At 72.4% G+C, this 18,117-nt stretch carries 14 protein-coding genes; 3 read left to right on the top strand and 11 right to left on the bottom strand.

Annotation, left to right across the window (positions count from 1 at the left end):
• From AB4Z14_RS17930 to AB4Z14_RS17880, 11 genes are all read right to left on the bottom strand, one after another.
• On the bottom strand, positions 1 to 2,336 hold a 2,336-nt coding region (locus AB4Z14_RS17930; RefSeq protein ID WP_442276391.1), incomplete at its 3' end, for a glycoside hydrolase domain-containing protein.
• 171 nt (positions 2,337 to 2,507) lie between these two features.
• The gene (locus AB4Z14_RS17925) at positions 2,508 to 3,461 is read right to left on the bottom strand and encodes a BadF/BadG/BcrA/BcrD ATPase family protein (RefSeq protein ID WP_442276390.1); all 954 of its coding nucleotides are present in this window, start codon (positions 3,459 to 3,461) and stop codon (positions 2,508 to 2,510) included.
• Positions 3,462 to 3,474: 13 nt separating this feature from the next.
• Positions 3,475 to 4,383, bottom strand: a complete 909-nt coding sequence (locus tag AB4Z14_RS17920) for a carbohydrate ABC transporter permease (RefSeq protein ID WP_442276389.1) — start codon at positions 4,381 to 4,383, stop codon at positions 3,475 to 3,477.
• The gene (locus AB4Z14_RS17915) at positions 4,380 to 5,279 is read right to left on the bottom strand and encodes a carbohydrate ABC transporter permease (RefSeq protein WP_442276388.1); all 900 of its coding nucleotides are present in this window, start codon (positions 5,277 to 5,279) and stop codon (positions 4,380 to 4,382) included. The genes AB4Z14_RS17920 and AB4Z14_RS17915 overlap by 4 nt, the downstream gene beginning before the upstream one ends.
• Before the next feature lie 10 nt (positions 5,280 to 5,289).
• Positions 5,290 to 6,609: an ABC transporter substrate-binding protein gene (locus AB4Z14_RS17910; protein ID WP_442276387.1), complete on the bottom strand. Its 1,320-nt coding sequence runs from the start codon at positions 6,607 to 6,609 to the stop codon at positions 5,290 to 5,292.
• A 68-nt stretch (positions 6,610 to 6,677) separates the two neighbouring features.
• On the bottom strand, positions 6,678 to 7,637 hold the full coding sequence (locus tag AB4Z14_RS17905; protein ID WP_442276386.1) for an N-acetylmuramic acid 6-phosphate etherase: 960 nt from the start codon (positions 7,635 to 7,637) through the stop codon (positions 6,678 to 6,680).
• A gap of 94 nt (positions 7,638 to 7,731) precedes the next feature.
• Positions 7,732 to 8,631: a MurR/RpiR family transcriptional regulator gene (locus AB4Z14_RS17900; RefSeq protein WP_442276385.1), complete on the bottom strand. Its 900-nt coding sequence runs from the start codon at positions 8,629 to 8,631 to the stop codon at positions 7,732 to 7,734.
• A gap of 4 nt (positions 8,632 to 8,635) precedes the next feature.
• Positions 8,636 to 10,378 carry a serine hydrolase gene (locus AB4Z14_RS17895; protein WP_442276384.1) on the bottom strand — a complete coding sequence of 581 codons (1,743 nt, stop codon included), beginning with the start codon at positions 10,376 to 10,378 and terminating at the stop codon, positions 8,636 to 8,638.
• A 55-nt stretch (positions 10,379 to 10,433) separates the two neighbouring features.
• Positions 10,434 to 11,756, bottom strand: a complete 1,323-nt coding sequence (locus AB4Z14_RS17890) for an exo-beta-N-acetylmuramidase NamZ family protein (RefSeq protein WP_442276383.1) — start codon at positions 11,754 to 11,756, stop codon at positions 10,434 to 10,436.
• Between the two features lie 26 nt (positions 11,757 to 11,782).
• Entirely contained in the window at positions 11,783 to 13,594 is a 1,812-nt protein-coding gene (locus AB4Z14_RS17885) for a glycoside hydrolase family 3 protein (RefSeq protein WP_442276382.1), read from the bottom strand.
• Positions 13,595 to 13,748: 154 nt separating this feature from the next.
• A complete protein-coding gene (locus tag AB4Z14_RS17880) occupies positions 13,749 to 15,326 on the bottom strand; it encodes an ATP-dependent DNA ligase (RefSeq protein ID WP_442276381.1) in 1,578 nt (525 codons plus the stop codon).
• A 112-nt stretch (positions 15,327 to 15,438) separates the two neighbouring features.
• On the opposite strand from AB4Z14_RS17880, the gene AB4Z14_RS17875 reads away from it, so the two are divergent.
• The 3 genes from AB4Z14_RS17875 (at position 15,439) to fabG (ending at position 18,117) form a co-directional block, all read left to right on the top strand.
• Positions 15,439 to 16,449 carry an alpha/beta hydrolase gene (locus AB4Z14_RS17875; protein WP_442276380.1) on the top strand — a complete coding sequence of 337 codons (1,011 nt, stop codon included), beginning with the start codon at positions 15,439 to 15,441 and terminating at the stop codon, positions 16,447 to 16,449.
• Between the two features lie 115 nt (positions 16,450 to 16,564).
• Positions 16,565 to 17,350 (top strand): SDR family NAD(P)-dependent oxidoreductase, encoded by a 786-nt coding sequence (locus AB4Z14_RS17870; RefSeq protein WP_442276379.1) that lies wholly within the window; start codon positions 16,565 to 16,567, stop codon positions 17,348 to 17,350.
• On the top strand, positions 17,347 to 18,117 hold the full coding sequence (gene fabG / locus AB4Z14_RS17865; protein ID WP_056771899.1) for a 3-oxoacyl-ACP reductase FabG: 771 nt from the start codon (positions 17,347 to 17,349) through the stop codon (positions 18,115 to 18,117). The genes AB4Z14_RS17870 and fabG overlap by 4 nt, the downstream gene beginning before the upstream one ends.

Genomic DNA, 18,117 nt, shown 5'->3' with positions numbered 1-18,117 from the left:
GCGGTCGAGTCGGCGCTGAGGAAGCCGGCCGCCCGGGGTGAGGTGGCGGTGAGGTTGATCGCGGCGGCGGTGGCCCCGGCTGGGACGGGTGACCCGGTGACGCCGGCGACCTTGATGGTGAGCGAGGCGCCGGCGGCGATCGCGGTGCGGACGGGGTTGGCCGTCGTGCCGACGCGGGTGTCGAGCAGGCGAGTGGGCGTCACCGGGACGAGGTGCGAGAAGGACGAGGGCCGCACGGCCGCCGACGGGGTCGAGGCTGGGCCGGCACCGATGACGTTCGTCGCCGTCACCGTGAAGGTGTAGGCCGTCTCGTTGCGCAGCCCGGTGAGGGTGGCCGACGTGGCGGAGCCGGACACCGTCGCGCTCGCCCCTGCGGGCGAGGACGTCACGGTGTAGCCCGTCACCGGGCTGCCGTTCGACGTGGCCGCGGTCCAGCGGACGGTCGCGCGGCCGTTGTCAGGGACCGCCGACACCGACGTCGGGGCCGACGGCGCGGTGGCCACGAGGGAGAACCGCATGGCGTCGACGCCGACCTGGGCGGTCGTGGGGCTGGGTCCGTTGTCGCCGGCGTGGACCCGCACCGAGGTCCCGGAGCGGGCGAGGTAGGTGCCGAGCGGGGACCACGTGCCCGCCGCCGTGGACTGGTCGACGACGGTGGTCGCGGACCCGCGGGCGTCGGTGACGGCATACGTGACCTTGGCGTCGGCGCGGGTGGCCGGGACGAAGGCGCTCACCGCGTAGAGGCCGGCCGAGAGGGCCGGGGACCACGTGGCGCCGTTCTCCTCCGTGCTGCCGTTGGCGTACGTGGAGTACGCGCGTCCCTGCACACCCTGGCCCTGGTTGGGCTTCCAGTAGGACATGTTGCCGGTGAAGACGAACGACGGGCTGCCTGGGCCCGTCGTGTCGGAGCCGTAGCTGATCGGGACCGGCGCGCCCGTGACGCGGCCGCCGACCCAGTCGGCGTCGATGTCGATCCTCACCCCGCCCCACGTCTCGCTGCCGGTGGCGTACTGGTGGAGCCGCTGGCCGCCGGCCCAGTAGCTGTCCCGGAACTCGGGGTGACTCGTCGAGTCGGACAGGGTCTGCAGCCCGTTCCAGCTGGCGAACCACACGTTGTCGGGTGCGGTGAAGCCCGTCGTGCCCATCGCCCTGGACAGGTCGACCATGAGCGAGGCGGTGCTGCCGTACGCGCCGGACGTGTAGCCGCGGGCGTGCAGCTCCTGCGTCCATGCCGTCAGGAACGACAGGACCGTGGCCGTGCAGCCGGACACGGTGGGGTCGTACGCCTCCATGTCGTAGTAGACGGGCGTGCCGGCGCCGAGACCGAAGAAGGCCGCGCGCCCGGCCGCGTCGGCAGCGGCGGCCTTGCCCTGCGCAGCCGCCTGCGTCGGGTCGATGGTGCTGAGGCCGGTCTGGTCGACGCAGGGTGCCTGTGGCCCGACGTAGATCGGCATGAGTCCCCAGCCCATCGAGCTGACCTGGCTCACCCACGTCGAGGAGAGGTTGCCGTCGCCGCAGGCCCGCATCGAGCCGCCGATGTAGATGCCCACGGCACGGTAGGGGGAGGCCAGCCAGGACTGCATCGTCGCGACGCTCGGGGCGGCGCACGCGTCGAACGCCATCCCGGTGAAGGGGTGTGGCCCCGACGTCGCGGCGGTCGAGGCCGTGCCCGGGGAGGCGGTGGCCGTGGAGGCGGTGGCCGACGAGGACGAAGCGGAGGAGGTGGACGAGGTGGCTGCCGCCGTGCCGGCGGCGGGGCCGGTGCGCGTGGCCGCCGAGCTCGCGGTCGCGGTGGCGAGGACGTCGTCGACCCTCGACTCGCTCGAGCCCCAGGTGGCGTCGACCTGCACGTCCTGTGCCGTGAACCTCGCCACCGTGGTGCCGGCGGCGCGGTCGGTGCCGGTGTGGGCCCGGAGCGTGCCGAGGGTGGTCGTCCTCGAGGTCGTCGCCGTGCTCGCCCGGTCGGATCCCGGGTGCAGCCAGATCGTCTCGGCGCGCCCGACGAGATGCGCGGGGCAGTCCTGCTGGGAGCCCGGTCGGCCCAGGTAGACGGCCCGCACGTCGAGACGGACGCAGCGGGTGGGGTCGGCGTCGAGGTCGACGACGGCCCAGTCGGACGGGACGGAGAGGTGGACGCCGCGGTAGTCCACGGATCGCGTGCCCGTGGGTGTCACGGCCGGGGCCGGCGCGGGGGTCGCGGCCGCGGGGCTCGCGGCCGCGGGGCGCGCTGGTGCCGGAGCCGCCGTCAGGGCAGCGGCGCTCGCGCTGGAGGCTGCACCGAGGGCCAGTGCGGCAGCACCGACGATTGCCGTGAGTCGGCGGGGTGAACCGGGCATGTCAGAACCTCTCGAGCGTCACGGCGATGGTCCGGACGGCACGTGGATCCCGATGGAGGCACGGCACAAATCGGGTGAATCGGACCACCCCCGTCGGAGGGTACCGGCTCGCCGCACCGCTGGGGCCCTTCCGGGCTCGTCAGCTGCCCGGGCGGGGTGCCGGCCCGCCGATCACGTCGTGAGGAGGTAGGCCGGGTGCTCGGGGACCGCTCCCGTGTCGCGCAGGTGCCGGGCCAGGTGGAGGGCGCCGTCGAGGGCCCCACCGCGGGCCGCTGAGCGCCGGGCGCCGCCGCCGACCCGGGCGAGCCGGTCGTCGAGAGCGTCCACGACCGGTCGGGCGCTGAGGAGGCCGCCGGTCGCGGTGAGGACCGGGTCGGTCAGGCCCTCCGCCGCGCGCAGCAGCGAGTCGGCGAGGTCGGCGCCGGAGCGGGCGCAGAGGGCGTGGGAGACGTCGTCGTCGTCGGCGGCCGCCGTGACGAGCGGGGCGACGGCGGCGAGGCGCTCGGGGGCGTCGGAACTCGTCATGACGAGTCGCGGCCAGCCCTCCGGAGGGCCGAGCAGGTCGCTGGCCGCTGCCAACAGGGCGGACGACCCGTCGGGGAGCCCGTCGTGGGCGCGCAGTGCGGCGCGGAGTCCGGCCATGCCGAGGGTCGCCGCCGACCCGGCGTCGCCGAGCACGTGCCCCCACCCGTCGACCCGGCGCCACTGCTGCTCGAAGTCGGTGCCGAACGCGACCGCCCCGGTGCCCGCCGCGACGACCGCGCCGGGACCGATCCGGCCCGTCGCGCCGACGAGGTTGGCGACGGCGTCGCTGACGACGACGGTGCGCTCGGCGCCCAGGCCCTCCGCCACGGTGCGCAGCACCTCCGACCGGTCGGCGAGGAAGAGCAGGCCGCGCATCGACCAGACGACGACCGCGGGAGCCGCTGTGCCACGACGGGTCTCGTCGTCTGGGCGCGCTCCCAGCAGGGCGCGGGCGTCGGACACGAGCGCTGCGACGTCGATGCCGCCCGCCCCGAGCCGCACGCCCGGTGCCGTGAGCACGGGACCGGGCGACACGGCACACGTCTGCAGTCGGAGGCCCGACCCGCCGACGTCGACGGCCACGACCCGCTGCTCGCTCACGCGAGGGAGCCGATCACTTCGCCATGCCGGCGGTCAAGCCCGCGACGATCTGCTTCGTGGCGACGAGGAAGAGCACGATGAGCGGGACCGTCGTGATGACGAGCCCGGCGAAGACGGCCGAGTAGTTCGTCGCGTTCTCGCCGAAGAAGCTCGTCAGCCCGACCGGGAGGGTGTACTTGTCCTCGCTGCGCAGCAGCACGAGCGGGAAGAGGAAGTCGTTCCAGATCGGCACGAACCGGAAGACGGCCACCGTCGCGAGCGCCGGGCGCACGAGCGGGACCATGATCCGCCAGAAGGTCTGCCAGCTGCTCGCGCCGTCGAGCGCCGCCGCCTCCTCGAGCTCCTCCGGCAGCTGCCGGAAGAACGTCGTGAGGACGAAGATCGAGAACGGGATGCCCGACGCGGCGTACATGAGCATGAGGCCGAGCCGCGAGTCGATGAGCCCGAGCCCGTCGAAGAGGTAGAAGATCGGCAGGATCGCGAGGTGGATCGGCAGCATCAGGCCGGAGAGGAAGAGCGCCTCGAGCCAGCGGAAGATCCGCGACCGCCCGCGGGCCAGCGCGTAGGCGGCCATCGTCGCGACGGCGGTCGAGATCGCGACCGCGCCGACCGTGACGAGGAGCGAGTTGCCGAAGTACGTCGCGAAGTTGCCGGTGGTCCACGCCTCGACGTAGCTGGCCGTCGTCGGGGGAGCGGGGAGGCCGAGCGGGTCGGTGATGAGGTCGGCGTTGGTGCGGAAGCTGTTGCTCACCATGAGCAGCAGCGGCACGAGCGCCAGGGCGGCATACCCCCAGAGGAGCACGCTGGCACCGGCGCCGCCCACGGGACGGTTGACCCGCGGTGGGCGCCTGCGGCTGCCCTGGGTCGGACGGGCCGCGACCTGCTCCTGCGGCGCCTCGGTGGTGACGACGGCCGTGGTCATGCGGTGATCCTCCGCTCGTGACGGCGCAGCACGGCCGTGGCGGCATAGGCGCCACCGAAGATGATGAGGAAGAGCAGGGTGGCGAGGGCCGACGAGCTGCCGATGGCGTCGGTCGCTCCCGAGTCGAACGCCGTGCGGTAGAAGAGGAGTGACACGAAGTCCGTTGCGCCCGCGGGGTTTCCGGTCGAACCACCGAAGGCGTAGGGGAGCGCGAAGGCCTCCATGGCGAAGATGAACGTCAGGACCGACACCGTGCCGATGGCGGGCACGAGCAGCGGCAGCGTGATCTTGGAGAACGCCTGCCGGTTGCTCGCGCCGTCGACGCGGGCCGCCTCGGTCAGCTCCTCCGGGACGCCACCCAGTGCGGCGCCGTAGAGCAGCACGGGGAAGCCGATCCACTGCCACACGCTGACGAGGATGACGACCCAGATGGCCGTCTTCGGGTCACCGAGCCACGGGAGGGCCCATGACTCGAGGCCGACCTTCGTCAGCAGCGTGTTGACCGGGCCGAACGTCGGCGACAGGAGCAGCGTCCAGAGGTAGCCGATGACGATCGGGCTGACGAGGTAGGGCATCGCGTAGAGCGTCTGCAGCATCCGGCGACTGCGCGGACGCGTGTAGAGCAGGTAGGCGATCGTGAGCCCGAAGGTGTTCTGGATGAGCATCGTGCCGATGAAGAAGAGCACGTTGTGCAGCAGCGCCCGCGGGAGGTCTGTCGTGAACGGGGCCCTGGTGAAGAGCGTCACGAAGTTCTCGAGGCCCGCGAACGCTCCGCGGGTCGTGCCCTGCCACTGGAAGAAGGCGTAGGAGAACGCCGTCACCATCGGGTAGAGCACGAACACCGCGAAGAGTGCGAGCGCCGGAGCGACGAAGACCAGGCCGGTGCGGCGCCTCATGCAGGAACCGTCACGCGCTCGGCTTGAACCAGGTCTTGACGCCGGTCTCGAGGTCCTGGCTCACCGCGGTGGCGTCCTTGGAGCCGAGCAGCATCTCCTGCAGGCCCTTGCCGAGCAGGTCGGTGCCCGTGGGTGCGCCGTAGCGGAAGTCGGTGAGCAGCAGGTACGGCGAGCCGGACTTCGTGTAGTTCTCGCTCATCTGCTTGAGCAGCGGGTCGGTCGGCTCGACACCCGGCACGGCCGAGATCTGCTTGATGTCGTCGTTGACCATCTGGCCGAACTCCTTCGTGGTCATCCACTTCACGAGCTCCGTGGCCTCGGTCGGGTGCTTCGACCTGGCGGAGACGGCGAAGTTGCCATCGGCCCATCCTGCCGTCGTCGCCTCGGACCCGCTCGGCGAGCCCGGGGCCGGCGGCACCTGGAAGATGCCGATCTTCATGGCCGGGTTGGCCTTCTGGAAGACGGACAGGTCGAAGCTGCCACCGGGGATCATCGCGGCCTTCTCGGCCGAGAAGAGCGTCTGCGCGTCGGTCTGGGCCACGCCGGTGGCGTTCTTGGGCATGTACTTCTCGAGGTCGCCCACGACCTGCACCGACCCGACCCAGTCAGGGTCGGTGAAGGTCTTCTGGCCCGAGAGGACCTCGCCCTGGAAGGCCTTGCCGCCGAAGCGCGGGGCCGCGAGCACCTCGTGGACGATCGGGAGCGTCCAGTCATCCTTGGCGCCGATGGCGATCGGCGTGACGCCGGCCGCCATGAGCTTGTCGTTGGCGGCGATGAACTCGGCCCACGTCGTGGGGGCCGCGATGCCGTTCTTCTCGAAGAGGCCCTGGTTGTAGAACATCTGGACGGTCTGGCGGGCGAGCGGCACCGAGTAGGTCTTGCCGTCCTCCTTGCCCTTGGCGCTCGCGACGACGTTCTCGTCCCAGCCGGAGAGGTCGACCTTGCCGTCGAGCGGCAGCAGCGACTTGCTCGCGACGGTGCCCTGGAGCTGGCCGTAGGAGCGCACCTGGGGCACGTCGGGGCCGCTCGAGCCGGCGAGGCCGGTCGCGAGGATCTTGTTGTACTCGGTCGCCTTGAACGCCTTGAAGTCGACGGTGACGTTCGGGTGGGCCTTCTCGTACGCGTCGAAGATCTTGGTGTACGCGGCCTCGTCCTCCACGCGCCACGACCACACCGTCAGGGTGACCTTGCCGTCGTCTCCCGTGCTCGAGGAGCTCGAGGAGGACGGCGAGCAGGCGGTCACGACGAGCGCTCCGGAGAGCGCGGCGATCGTCAGGACCGTGCGGCGTGCGCGCCGCGACGAGCCGGGGAGGCGTGAGGCGAACGTCATGGTGGTGCTCCTGTCGGGTTCTGCTGGGTGCCTGGGGGTCGGCACGTGTGGGTGGGAGGGTGGTGGGTTCAGCGTTCGGGGGTCGGGGCGGCGGGGGCGGCGGGGGCGGCCGGGGCGGCCACCTGGCCGCCGAGGGACGTCAGCGCGTGGGCCACGGAGCCGTCGTGGGCGGCGATCGCGTCGCGGGCCGTCGCGGCGTCGATGCCCGCGAGCATCGAGAGCAGTGCGGGCTTGAGCTCGCCGTCGGCGTCGTCGAGCGCCCGCCGTGCCTGCTCGGCGTCGGCGCCGGTGGCCTCCTGGAGGATCCGGACGACGCGGCCGCGGAGCTTGGCGTTCGTCGCGACGACGTCGACCATGAGGTTGCTCCACGTGCGGCCGAGGCGGATCATCACGGCGGTCGAGAACGAGTTGAGGACGAGCTTCTGGGCGGTGCCGGCCTTGAGGCGGGTCGAGCCGGTCAGCGCCTCGGGTCCGGTGCGCACGGCGAGCAGCAGGTCGGCGTGGACGGCGACCTCGGCGTCCGGGTTGGCCGTGACGAGGGCCGTGACGGCGCCGAGCTCGCGAGCCCGCGCGAGAGCGCCGGCGACGAACGGCGTACGCCCGGAGGCCGTGAGGCCGATGGCGATGTCGCCGGGACGCAGGGCCTCGGCCTCCTCGCGACCCAGGTCGACGTCGTCCTCGACGTTCTCGACGGCCTCGAGCAGGGCGCCGGGGCCGCCCGCGTGGTGGGCCACGACGAGCCCGGCCGGGGCGTTGAAGGTGGGGCGCAGCTCGGCGGCGTCGAGCACGGCGAGGCGTCCGGACGTGCCGGCGCCGAAGTAGTGGACGGCCCCGCCGGCGCGGAGCGACTCGACCGCGCGGTCGACGAGGAGGGCCAGCTCGGGGAGGACCTCACCGACGGCACCGGCCACCGTCGCGTCCTCGGCGTTGAGGGCCCGGAGGATGTCGAGGGAGGTGTGCGTGTCGATGGACGTCGTCCCCGGATGGCGCTCCTCGGTGGGGGCGTCCACGGTCACCTCGCTGCTCACCCGAGCGAGGTTAGTTTCCTACGCAGTCAGCGTCAATGCCGTAAATGAGTAACATTCGCGTCACGACGGTCGGTCCGGCGTGCCGGCGCTCGCGTCAGTCGGTGACGTGGTGGCCGGCGACGGCCTCGCGGGTGTCGGCGACGGCCTTGCGGGCCTTGCGGAGGTTGCGCTGCGCGACGGCGATGTAGAGGCAGTCGACGACGGTCAGGGCGGCGATGCGGCTCGCCGTGGCGCCGGAGCGCAGGCTCGTCTCGCGCGCCGCCGTCGTCAGGAGGATGTCGACGCCGGAGGCGAGCCGGGACAGCGGGAAGTTCGTGATCGCGAGCGTCCGCGCACCCGTCGAGCGCGCCGCCGCCAGCGCCTCGATGGTCTCGGTCGTCGTGCCGGAGTGCGAGATGCCGACCGCGATGTCGCCCGGGCCGAGCAGCGTCGCGCTCGTCAGGGCGATGTGGGGGTCGTTCCACGCGAAGGCGACGATGCCGATGCGGTGCAGCTTCTGCTGGAGGTCGGTGCCGACGATCGAGCTCGCGCCGATGCCGTAGATGTCGACGCGACCGGCCCGGGCGATGGCCGCCGCCGCCGCGGCGAGGGCGTCGCGGTCGAGCTGCTGGGCCGTCTCCTCGACGGCGCTCGCGTCGCTGAAGGCCACCTTGGCGATGATGTCGTCGATGGTGTCGCTCGCGCTGATGTCGGTGCCGCCGCGGTTCATGGTGCGCGGGTGGGCCGACTCCTCGGCGAGCGCGAGACGCAGCTGCGGGTAGCCGGGCAGCCCGAGCCGACGGCAGAAGCGCAGCACCGTCGTCTCGGACGTGCGTGCTGCCGTGGCCAGCTCGCTGATGGTCAGGCCGGCGGCGCGGCGCGCGTCGGCGAGGACGATGTCGGCGACACGGTCCTCGGCGGGCGACAGCGAGGGCTTGATCCCCCGCAGGCGGATGAGCAGCGACGCGCTCGCGGCACCTGCGGGGGACGAGGCCCCGTCCTCGGTCCTGGGCATGGGCCTACGCTACGGCGTCGCGGCCGGCGAGCCGCCAACCGTCCGCCGTGAAGGCGTCGGGTGTCTTCTCGCCGTCGAGCAGGACGCCGCCCGGTCCCCGGACGACGACGTCGTCGACGGCGACGCCCCGACCGAGGTAGCCCCCGTCGGTCGTGTGCCGCCAGCGCAGCAGCTGCGACCCGGCCGGCAGCTCGGCCCGCACCTGCACCCAGCGCCTCGTGCCGGCGCCGGAGATGACGCCGTCGGCCGTCTCGGTCTGCCCGCGGTCGACGACGTCGAACGGCAGGGCCGTCCACGTCGCGCCTCCGTCGGTGGAGCGCTCGAGGTGGAGCAGGTCGGTCTCCTCGGTGTCGAGGAAGAGGTCGAAGCCGAGGCGCGCACCTCCCGGACCGACGGGGAGGGCGGGTGTCGTCAGGGTGGTGGCCGTCGCGTTGTCGGATCCCGTGAACCAGGCCGTGTCGCCGTGGCGCGGGCGGATGCCCATCGACGCGGCGAGCCCGTGGGCCCACTCGCGACGGGCGACGTTGATCGATCCCCAGTTGCGAGAGGGGTGCACGCGGTTGGTGAGCAGGATCGCGAACGACCGCGACGTGAAGTCGATGACGATCGACGTGCCCGTGTAGCCGGTGTGGCCCGCGGTGCGGGCGCCCGACAAGGCGTCCATGTACCAGCGCTGGTCGAGCTCGAAGCCGAGGCCGTGAGAGTCGCCGGGGAAGGCGCCGTTGACGTTCGTGATGAGCGCCTCGACGCTCTTGCGGCTGAGGATGCGCTCGCCGCGGTAGGAGCCGCCGTTGAGCAGCGCCTGCGAGAGGATCGCGAGGTCGTCGACGGTGGAGAAGACCCCGGCGTGCCCGGCGACCCCGCCCAGCGACCAGGCGTTCTCGTCGTGGACCTCGCCGCGGACCATGCCGCGCGGCGGCGCCGTCTGGTACTCGGTCGCCGCCGTCCGGGCCTTGTCGGTCGGGTTGTAGCCGGTGTCCTTCATCCCGAGCGGCGCCGTGATCCGGTCGTGGACGACGGTGTCGAGCGGCTCGCCCCGCAGCTTCTCGACCATGACGCCGAGGGTGATGAGGTTGAGGTCGCTGTAGAGGTAGGTGGTGCCCGGCGCGTTGGTCAGCGGCTGGTCCATGACGGCCTTGATGCGCGAGGCCTTGTCGGGCCATTTGCTCCACAGCGGCAGCCACGAGGTGAACCCGGACGTGTGCGTCAGCAGCTGGCGCACCGTCACGGCCCCCTTGCCGCCCGCGGCGAACTCCGGGAGGTATGCCGCCACCGGGCTCTCGAGGGAGACGCGCCCCTCCTCGATGAGCTGGACGACGGCGATCGAGGTGAAGAGCTTGGACACCGAGGCGAGGTCGAAGATCGTGTCGGTGCGCATCGGCTCCCACTGGTCGCGGGGCAGCTCGGTGCTCGCGTCGGCGTAGCGCAGCGCCCAGCCGCTCGCGTCGCGCTCGACGATGCGTCCCTCGTGGCCCATGATCCCGACGGCGCCGGCGAAGAGCGGGTGGCCGCTCGCGTCGACCTGCTCGTGGGCGTGGATCCGGTCGACGGCCTCGGCGATCGGGGCCGGGTCGAGCCCCAGTGACACGGGGCTCGTGTCGGACAGCACGGTGTTGGGCGGCGCGAAACCGCGGTCGGGCTTGCTGAAGTCGTCGGCCGTCGCGGGGCCGACGGGTCCCGCGGTCACGAGACTGCCCGCGAGGGCGAGACTGCCGAGGGCAGCGGGGACGAGGGTACGCAGGCGCATGTCACTCCTAGATCGTGCAACAGGTCGTGCAGCGGGTGGTGAGCCGGTGGACAGGTCAGTTCGAGGGGCCGCGGTAGAGGAGGTACTGCTGGCGCCGCGCGTCGAAGGCCGCGAGCTCGTCGCGCCACGCGCCGACGACCTCGGCGGCGGGGGCGCCGGCCGAGATCTGGGTGCGGAGCCGCTGGGAGCCGGTCAGCTTGTCGATCCAGTAAGGCCGGGCCGGGTCGTAGGAGTCGTAGCGCCAGGCGAAGTCGCTGTAGAGCGCCTTGGCCGCGACGAGCATCTCGACGCTCGAGCGGATCGGGTCGAAGGCGGACGGGTCGGTGACGTGCAGCTGGACGCCGCCGCAGACGAGTCCGGTGTGCTTGCTGAACGTCGGGGAGAAGTAGGCCTCGCGGAAGTCCACGCCCGGAAGGTCCAGGGCGGCAAGGCGTTCGGCCCACCGGTAGTCGACGTAGGGCGCGCCGATGAGCTCGAACGGCCGGGTCGTGCCGCGGCCCTCGGAGAGGTTGGTCCCCTCGAACATCCCCGTGCCGGGGTAGACGAGCGCGGTGTCGGGAGTCGGCATGTTGGGACTCGGCATGACCCACGGGAGCCCCGTGACGGCATACGGCACGTCCCGGCGCCAGCCCTTGACCTCGATGACGGACAGCTCGCGCAGGCGGCCGCCCGCGTCAGCCGTGAGGAACTCGCCGTCGAAGTAGCGGGCCAGCTCGCCGACCGTCATGCCGTGCGCCTGGACGATCTCCTTGGCACCGACGCCGGAGGTCCACGGCGTGGTCATCATCGGCCCGATCGCCGTGCCGCCGATGGGGTTCGGGCGGTCGAGCACGACGAAGCGGGCGCCGACGGCGACGGCCGCGCGCATCGCCGTGTACATCGTCCAGATGTAGGTGTAGAAGCGGGAGCCGACGTCCTGGATGTCGAAGACGACGGTCTCGACCCCGGCCGTGCGGAAGAGCGTCGTCATCTTGGCCGCGTTGGCGCCGTAGGCGTCGTAGACCATGAGCCCGGTGCGCGGGTCGGTGTGGTTGCCCTCGGAGTCGCCGGCCTGCGCGGTGCCTCGGAAGCCGTGCTCGGGCCCGAAGACGCCGACGATGTCGACGGCGCCGGACTCGTGCATCTCGTCGACGACGGTGCGCAGGTTGGTGAGGATGCCGGTCGGGTTGGTGATGATCCCGACCTTCTGGCCCGAGAGCGCCGACCAGCTCGAGGCGGCGGCGCTCTGCGCGCCCGTCGTGACGGGGTTGTTGGGGTAGTTGCTGGCGTATGCCGTCGGGCCGGCCTGCGCAGCAACGGAACCCGCCGCGGTGGCGGGGATGGCGACGGCGCCGAGGGCGCCGGCGGTGAGCAGCTGCCTGCGGTTGAGGTTGGTCATCTGGTCGCTCCCTGTCGTGGCGGGTGTCAGTAGGTGAGGCCGTGGCCGAACGGGTAGAGCACCGTGGCCGGGTCGCCGGCGACGGGGATGTCGACGGGCAGCGAGGCCGTCGGCGCGACGTCGCCCGTGATGACACGCGCCACCGCCTCGATCGCGACGGGGCTGTAGGAGTACGTCGCGACGTAGGTCGGGGCGCTCGTGAAGTAGGCGATGTCGTAGGGGTCGCGCACGGCGACGACGACGACGGTCTTCCCGGTGGCGAGGAGCGCCTTGACGAGCTTCTGCTGCCCGCCACGGGTGTCCGTGACGCTCGTGTCCCAGGCCTTCATCGTCGTGACGACGACGACGTCCTTGTCGGCGGCCGCCGCGACGGCGGAGGCCACCACCGTGTCGGTGGGCGACGTGCCGGTCTGGACGGTCTGGACCGTCGCGCCCTTGGCCGTCATCGCTGCCGCGAGCGTCGCCGTCGTCGAGACGCCGTAGCCGGTGACGAGGACCTTCTTGCCGGCCGGGGCGATCGGGAGGGCCTTGGCGTCGTTCTTGACGAGCGTCGTCGTGCGGTCGGTGACCGAGCTCGCCGACGCGAGGTGCGCAGGCGTGCCGACGACCGACGAGAGCGCGGCGGGGTCGGCGTACGGTCGGGCCACGATGCCGCGGCGGTACTTGAGGCCCAGCACGCGGCGTACCTTCGCGTCGAGCTCGCTGCGCGGGATGCGGCCGCTGCGGACCGCGGCGATGACGGCGGCGTAGGCGTCGTCCATCGCGGGGGTCATGAGCAGCTGGTCGACGCCGGCGAGGAGGGCCCGGACGGCCACCTCGGCGTCGCCGTAGAGGTCGCGGACGCCCTGCATGGCGAGCGAGTCGGTGACGATGACGCCCTCGTAGCCGAGCTCCCCGCGCAGCACGCCCGTCATGATCGGCTTGCTCAGCGTGGCCGGGTTGCCCGAGTCGTCGAGCGCCGGGAACGACAGGTGCGCCGTCATGATCATGTCGATCTGCTCGTTGATGGCGGCCTTGAAGGGCGGGGCATCGATCGACTCCCACTGCTCGCGCGTGTGGGTGATGATCGGGAACGCGACGTGGCTGTCGGTCGCGGTGTCACCGTGCCCGGGGAAGTGCTTGGCCGACGACGCCACGCCACCGTCCCGCTGGTAGCCGGCCACCTGCGCGGCGGCCAGCTCGGCGGCGAGGGCGGCCCGGGACGAGAAGGACCGCGTGCCGATGACGGGGTTGAGCGGGTTGACGTTGACGTCGCAGTCGGGGGCGAAGTTCGTGTTGACGCCCATGGCGAGCAGCTCGCGGCCGGTGATCGCGGCGGCCGTGCGGGCGTCGGCGGCGCTCCGGCCCGCTCCAAGGGCCATCGAGCCGGGGAACTGCGTGGCGGGCGGCCCGATGCGTGTCACGACTCCCTGCTCCTGGTCGGTCGCGATCTGGAGGGGGATCCGGACCTTGCTCGCCTGCGTCAGGGCCGCCTTCTGCAGGCCGTTGGAGAGGCCGACGATCTGGCCGGGGTTCTGCACGCTGTCGGTCCAGGCGAAGTAGATGACACCGCCGAGGTGGTACTTCTGCACGACCTCGGCCGGGCTCGCGACGCCGTAGAGCGGGACGTTGCGGCTGTCGGGGGTCGTGGCGTCCTTGCCGTAGACGTTCTGGATGAAGAGCTGACCGACCTTCTCCTCCAAGGACATCCGGGCGATCGTCGAGGTGACCCATCCCGTCTCGCCGGCGGTCGCTGCCGGGGCGGAGCTCGACGCAGCACGCGCGCTGCCAGCCGCGGCACCGGCCGCTGCGGCGGCGAGGCCGCCCGCGATCACGGAGCGACGTGAGAGTTCGGACATGGACATGGTGCCTCCAGGGATGTGAAGAATTCACGCAATCTGCCGTCGCGCCGGAACTTACCTACGTACTGTGGCGTAGGCAACAGATAGCGGCGTGCCGTCTCACGACGCGCCGCGCGGGGACCGGCCCACCGGCCCCACCCGCCGGCCTCGCTCACCAGCCGGCGAGGGACCTCACGGTCTGCACGGTGTCGATCTCGGAGACCGGCTTGTCGTCGCGGTAGCGCAGCACCCGGGCGAAGCGCAGGGCCATGCCGCCGGGGTAGCGCGACGACTTCTGCACGCCGTCGAAGGCGATCTCGACGACCTGCTCGGGCCGCAGTGACACGACACCCCACTGCTGGGTCGAGCGCCCCGCCTCGACGTCCGCCGGGTCGAGCGCCAGGGCGCTGAACCGCTCGGTCTGCCACGTGAGCATCTCGTCGGTCATCCCCTTGAACGTCTTGCCGAGCATGACGAGCTCGCCCGAGTCCGCGTCGCGGGCGCCGAGGTGGATGTTGGACAGCCACCCCCGGCGGCGTCCACTGCCCCACTCGACCGCGAGCACGACGAGGTCGAGGGTGTGCCGCGGCTTGACCTTGACCCACCCGGGACCGCGGCGTCCGGCGGCATACGGCAGCGCGGGGTCCTTGACGACGACACCCTCGTGCCCGGCCGCGACGAGGTCGGCGAAGAACTGCTCGGCGCGCTGGGGGTCGGCGGTGCGCTCGCGCGGCACCCGCCACGCGGGCGGCACCGTCGCGGCGAGGCGCTCCCAGCGCACGTGCGCGGGCTCGTCGAGGAGGTCCTCGCCGTCGAGGTGGAGCACGTCGAAGAAGTAGGGCGTGAGCGGCACCTCCTCGCGCAGCCGGTCGACGTCGGCGCTGCTCGCCGTGCGGGCGCCCGTCACCTGGAAGGGCTGGGGCCGGCCGCCGTCGCCCAGGGCGATGACCTCGCCGTCGAGGACGAGGGTCTCGACGTCGAGGGCTGCGAGCGCCTCGGTGATCTCGGGCATCCGGTCGGTGACCTCGTCGAGCGTGCGGGTGAAGAGGCGCACGGTGCCCGGGCTCGTGCGGTTGTCGACGTGGGCCTGGAGGCGTATGCCGTCGAGCTTGGTCTCGACGACGACCTCGCCTCCCAGCGTGGCGAGCGCTGCGGCGACGTCGGGGGCCGAGCCGGCGAGCATCGGGCGCAGCGGGCGGCCGACCTCGAGGGTGAGCGCCTCGAGGGCCTCGGTGCCCCCGGTGAGGGCGGCCCGGGCGACCGGCCCCGCGAAGCCGGCGAGCATGACGGCCCGGCGCACCGCGGCGTCGGGGACGTCGGCGGCCTTGGCGACGGCCTGGAGCATGACGCCGTCGCCGGCGCCCTGCCGGGTCTCTCCGGTGATGAGGCCGCGGAGCCAGGCCTGCTCGTCGGCGGTGGCGCGTGCGAAGAGCTCGCGCACGGCGGAGGATCGGGCGGCGCCGGACCCGGACCCGCCGATGGCGGCGATCGCCGTGGCCGCGGCATCGACCTCCTCGACGGTTAGGGTGGAGGTGTCGGCCGGGTCGGGCAGGCCCTGCAGGCCGCGCCAGCTGACGCCGATGCGCCGCTGGGGGAGCGTGCCCGACAGGTGGTCGGTGACGACCTCGACGACGTCGGGCCCGTCCTGCGCCGCACGCCGCAGGCAGGCCGCCAGCGCCTCGACCTTCGCGGTGCGCGACGACGTGGCGGCGACGGTGTGCGAGGTGGTGACGACGTCGGAGAGCTGCATGCCCCGATCCTGCCCGCTCCCACCCACATCCGCACCGTCGAGAGGCCAGAGTTTGTGGGTGGCCAGGTGTCGAGGGGCCAAGGTCTGCGGGTGCCCGGACTAGATTCGCAGGATGAGTGGCATCGTCGACCGGACTCGCGGTCTCGTGCGCAGGGTCGCGCTGGGCACGGCAACCGCGGCCGGTGCGCTGCTCGTGACCGCCCGGACGACGCCCTGGCCGTCGGCGCTGCTCATCCGGGCCGTCTTCGACCGTGGGGCCGCGCACGCGAGCGCTGCCCTGGAGAAGCACGTCCCGGGCGACCTCGTCGAGGTCGTCGACGAGGCGTATGACATCGCCTCCCCCGACGGGCGGCTCGACGTCTTCCGGCCACCACGGACCGAGCCGCTGCCCACGGTGGTCTGGGTGCACGGCGGGGCGTTCGTGTCCGGGTCGAAGGGCGACGTCGCCAACTACCTCCGGGTGCTCGCCGGCCGTGGGTTCACGACGGTCGGGGTGGACTACTCCATCGCCCCCGGCTCGCGCTATCCCACGCCCGTCAAGCAGGTCGCCGCCGCACTCGACCACCTCGTCGACCACGCCGACCGGCTCGGCGTCGACCCGGCGCGCATCGTCCTCGCCGGCGACTCGGCGGGCGCCCAGATCGCTGCGCAGGTCGCGCTGCTCGCCAGCGACGCTGCCTACGCGAAGGACGTCGGCATCGAGGTGGACGTGCCGCCGACGTCCCTCAAGGGACTCGTGCTCTTCTGCGGCGCCTACGACTTCAGCCTCGCGCAGGGTTCGACCCGGCTGGGCAGCTGGCTCATCGACACGGCCATCTGGTCCTACCTCGGCTCGACCCGGCGCCACGACGAGCGGACGACCCGTCAGGGCTCGGTTCCGGTGCACGTCACGTCGTCGTTTCCCCCGGCCTTCGTCTCGGCCGGAAACGGTGACCCTCTCCTCCCGCACACGGTCGCGCTCGTCGAGGCACTCGACCGGCACGGCGTCGACCACGACGCCCTGCTCTTCGACGACGGCCACGAACCACGGCTCGGGCACGAGTTCCAGTTCGACCTCGACACCGCCGACGGGCGTGAGGCGCTGGACCGGGCGGTCGCCTTCATCCAGCGCGTCGCCGGCTGAGGACCGCGCGAACTCTGGCCCCTCGACGGTCGAGGGGTGGGGTGGGGCGGCACTTGACGTGGAGGGGCTCTTGTCGTCAGGGTAAGCAAGCGCTTAGTCCATCGCGAGGAGCACCATGCCCGACACCGCCGTCGTCACCGGAGCAGCCCGGGGGATCGGCCGCGCCATCGCCACCCGTCTGGCCCACGAGGGTTGGCAGGTCGTCGTCGCCGACCTCGACGCCGCTGAGCTCCAGGCGGTCGCGGACGAGCTGGGCGCCGTCGCGGTCCCGGGCGACACGTCGACCGACGCCGGCGTGCAGCACCTCGTCGACACGGCGTACGGCCGCCTCGGGCACGTCGACGTCTTCTTCGCCAACGCGGGGATCGGCACCCTCAAGGGTCTCGACGCCTCGGACGACGAGTGGACCCGCACCCTCGAGACGAACGTCCTCGCCCACGTGCGTGCCGCCCGGCACCTCGTGCCGCGCTGGCTCGACGCCGGCGGCGGGCGCCTCGTCGTCACCGCCTCGGCCGCCGGGCTGCTGACGATGCTCGGCGACGCGCCCTACTCCGTGAGCAAGCACGGCGCCGTCGCCTTCGCCGAGTGGCTGAGCGCGACCTACCGCCACCGCGGGATCGTCGTCCAGGCGATCTGCCCCCAGGGCGTGCAGACCCGGATGCTCGACGGCTCCGGCCCGCTCAAGGACCTGCTCACCCTCGACGCGACGCTGACCGCCGACGAGGTTGCCGACGCCGCGTTCCGGGCGCTCGCGGGCGATGAGTTCTACGTCCTCCCGCACCCCGAGGTGAGCGGCTACTACGCGCAGCGCGCCGCCCACCCCGACGCCTGGCTCGCCGGCATGAACCGGCTCCAGCAGAAGCTCGACCACCAGACCGCCGACCAGCAGGAGAACGCATGACCGACCAGCCGAACACCTCCCAGCGCACCGCCATCGTCACCGGGGCCGCGCGCGGCATCGGCGCCGCCGTGGCCAAGCGCCTCGCCTCGGACGGGTATGCCGTCGCAGTCCTCGACCTCGACGAGTCCGCTTGCGCTGCAGTGGTGTCCGAAATCGAGTCCGCAGGTGGCACGGGTCTCGCCGTGGGTGTCGACGTGTCCGACGAGGCGGCCGTGCAGGCGGCCGTCGACCGCGTCGCGTCCGAGCTCGGTGCCCCGACGGTGCTCGTCAACAACGCCGGCATCATCCGCGACAACATGCTCTTCAAGATGAGCGCCGACGACTGGGACGCCGTCATGAACGTCCACCTCCGCGGCTCGTTCCTCATGACGCGGGCGACGCAGAAGCACATGATCGACGCGAAGTTCGGCCGCATCGTCAACCTCAGCTCGACCTCCGCGCTCGGCAACCGCGGGCAGGCCAACTACTCCGCCGCCAAGGCGGGCCTCCAGGGCTTCACGAAGACCCTCGCCATCGAGCTCGGCAAGTTCGGCGTCACGGCCAACGCGATCGCCCCCGGTTTCATCGCCACCGACATGACGCGCCAGACGGCCGAGCGGATGGGGATCACCTTCGAGCAGTTCCTCGAGGGCGCCGCCAAGGAGATCCCCGTGGCCCGCGTCGGCCAGCCCGAGGACATCGCCGCCACGACCTCCTTCCTCGTGCGCGACGAGGCCGGCTTCGTCTCCGGCCAGGTCATCTACGTCGCCGGCGGACCGAAGGACTGA

The organism is Terrabacter sp. 2TAF16 (assembly GCF_052115065.1).
GTDB lineage: Bacteria > Actinomycetota > Actinomycetes > Actinomycetales > Dermatophilaceae > Terrabacter.
The sequence above is the reverse complement of the archived record's forward strand: the minus strand, read 5'-3'. Positions and strand labels throughout refer to the sequence as shown.

Bases quoted from the DNA above. Each gene is read 5' to 3' on its own strand.
- AB4Z14_RS17920 (WP_442276389.1), bottom strand. From the start codon at position 4,383: ATGACCACGGCCGTCGTCACCACCGAGGCGCCGCAGGAGCAGGTCGCG.
- AB4Z14_RS17915 (WP_442276388.1), bottom strand. From the start codon at position 5,279: ATGAGGCGCCGCACCGGCCTGGTCTTCGTCGCTCCGGCGCTCGCACTC.
- AB4Z14_RS17910 (WP_442276387.1), bottom strand. From the start codon at position 6,609: ATGACGTTCGCCTCACGCCTCCCCGGCTCGTCGCGGCGCGCACGCCGC.
- AB4Z14_RS17900 (WP_442276385.1), bottom strand. From the start codon at position 8,631: ATGCCCAGGACCGAGGACGGGGCCTCGTCCCCCGCAGGTGCCGCGAGC.
- AB4Z14_RS17895 (WP_442276384.1), bottom strand. From the start codon at position 10,378: ATGCGCCTGCGTACCCTCGTCCCCGCTGCCCTCGGCAGTCTCGCCCTC.
- AB4Z14_RS17890 (WP_442276383.1), bottom strand. From the start codon at position 11,756: ATGACCAACCTCAACCGCAGGCAGCTGCTCACCGCCGGCGCCCTCGGC.
- AB4Z14_RS17885 (WP_442276382.1), bottom strand. From the start codon at position 13,594: ATGTCCGAACTCTCACGTCGCTCCGTGATCGCGGGCGGCCTCGCCGCC.
- AB4Z14_RS17880 (WP_442276381.1), bottom strand. From the start codon at position 15,326: ATGCAGCTCTCCGACGTCGTCACCACCTCGCACACCGTCGCCGCCACG.
- AB4Z14_RS17875 (WP_442276380.1), top strand. From the start codon at position 15,439: ATGAGTGGCATCGTCGACCGGACTCGCGGTCTCGTGCGCAGGGTCGCG.
- AB4Z14_RS17870 (WP_442276379.1), top strand. From the start codon at position 16,565: ATGCCCGACACCGCCGTCGTCACCGGAGCAGCCCGGGGGATCGGCCGC.
- fabG (WP_056771899.1), top strand. From the start codon at position 17,347: ATGACCGACCAGCCGAACACCTCCCAGCGCACCGCCATCGTCACCGGG.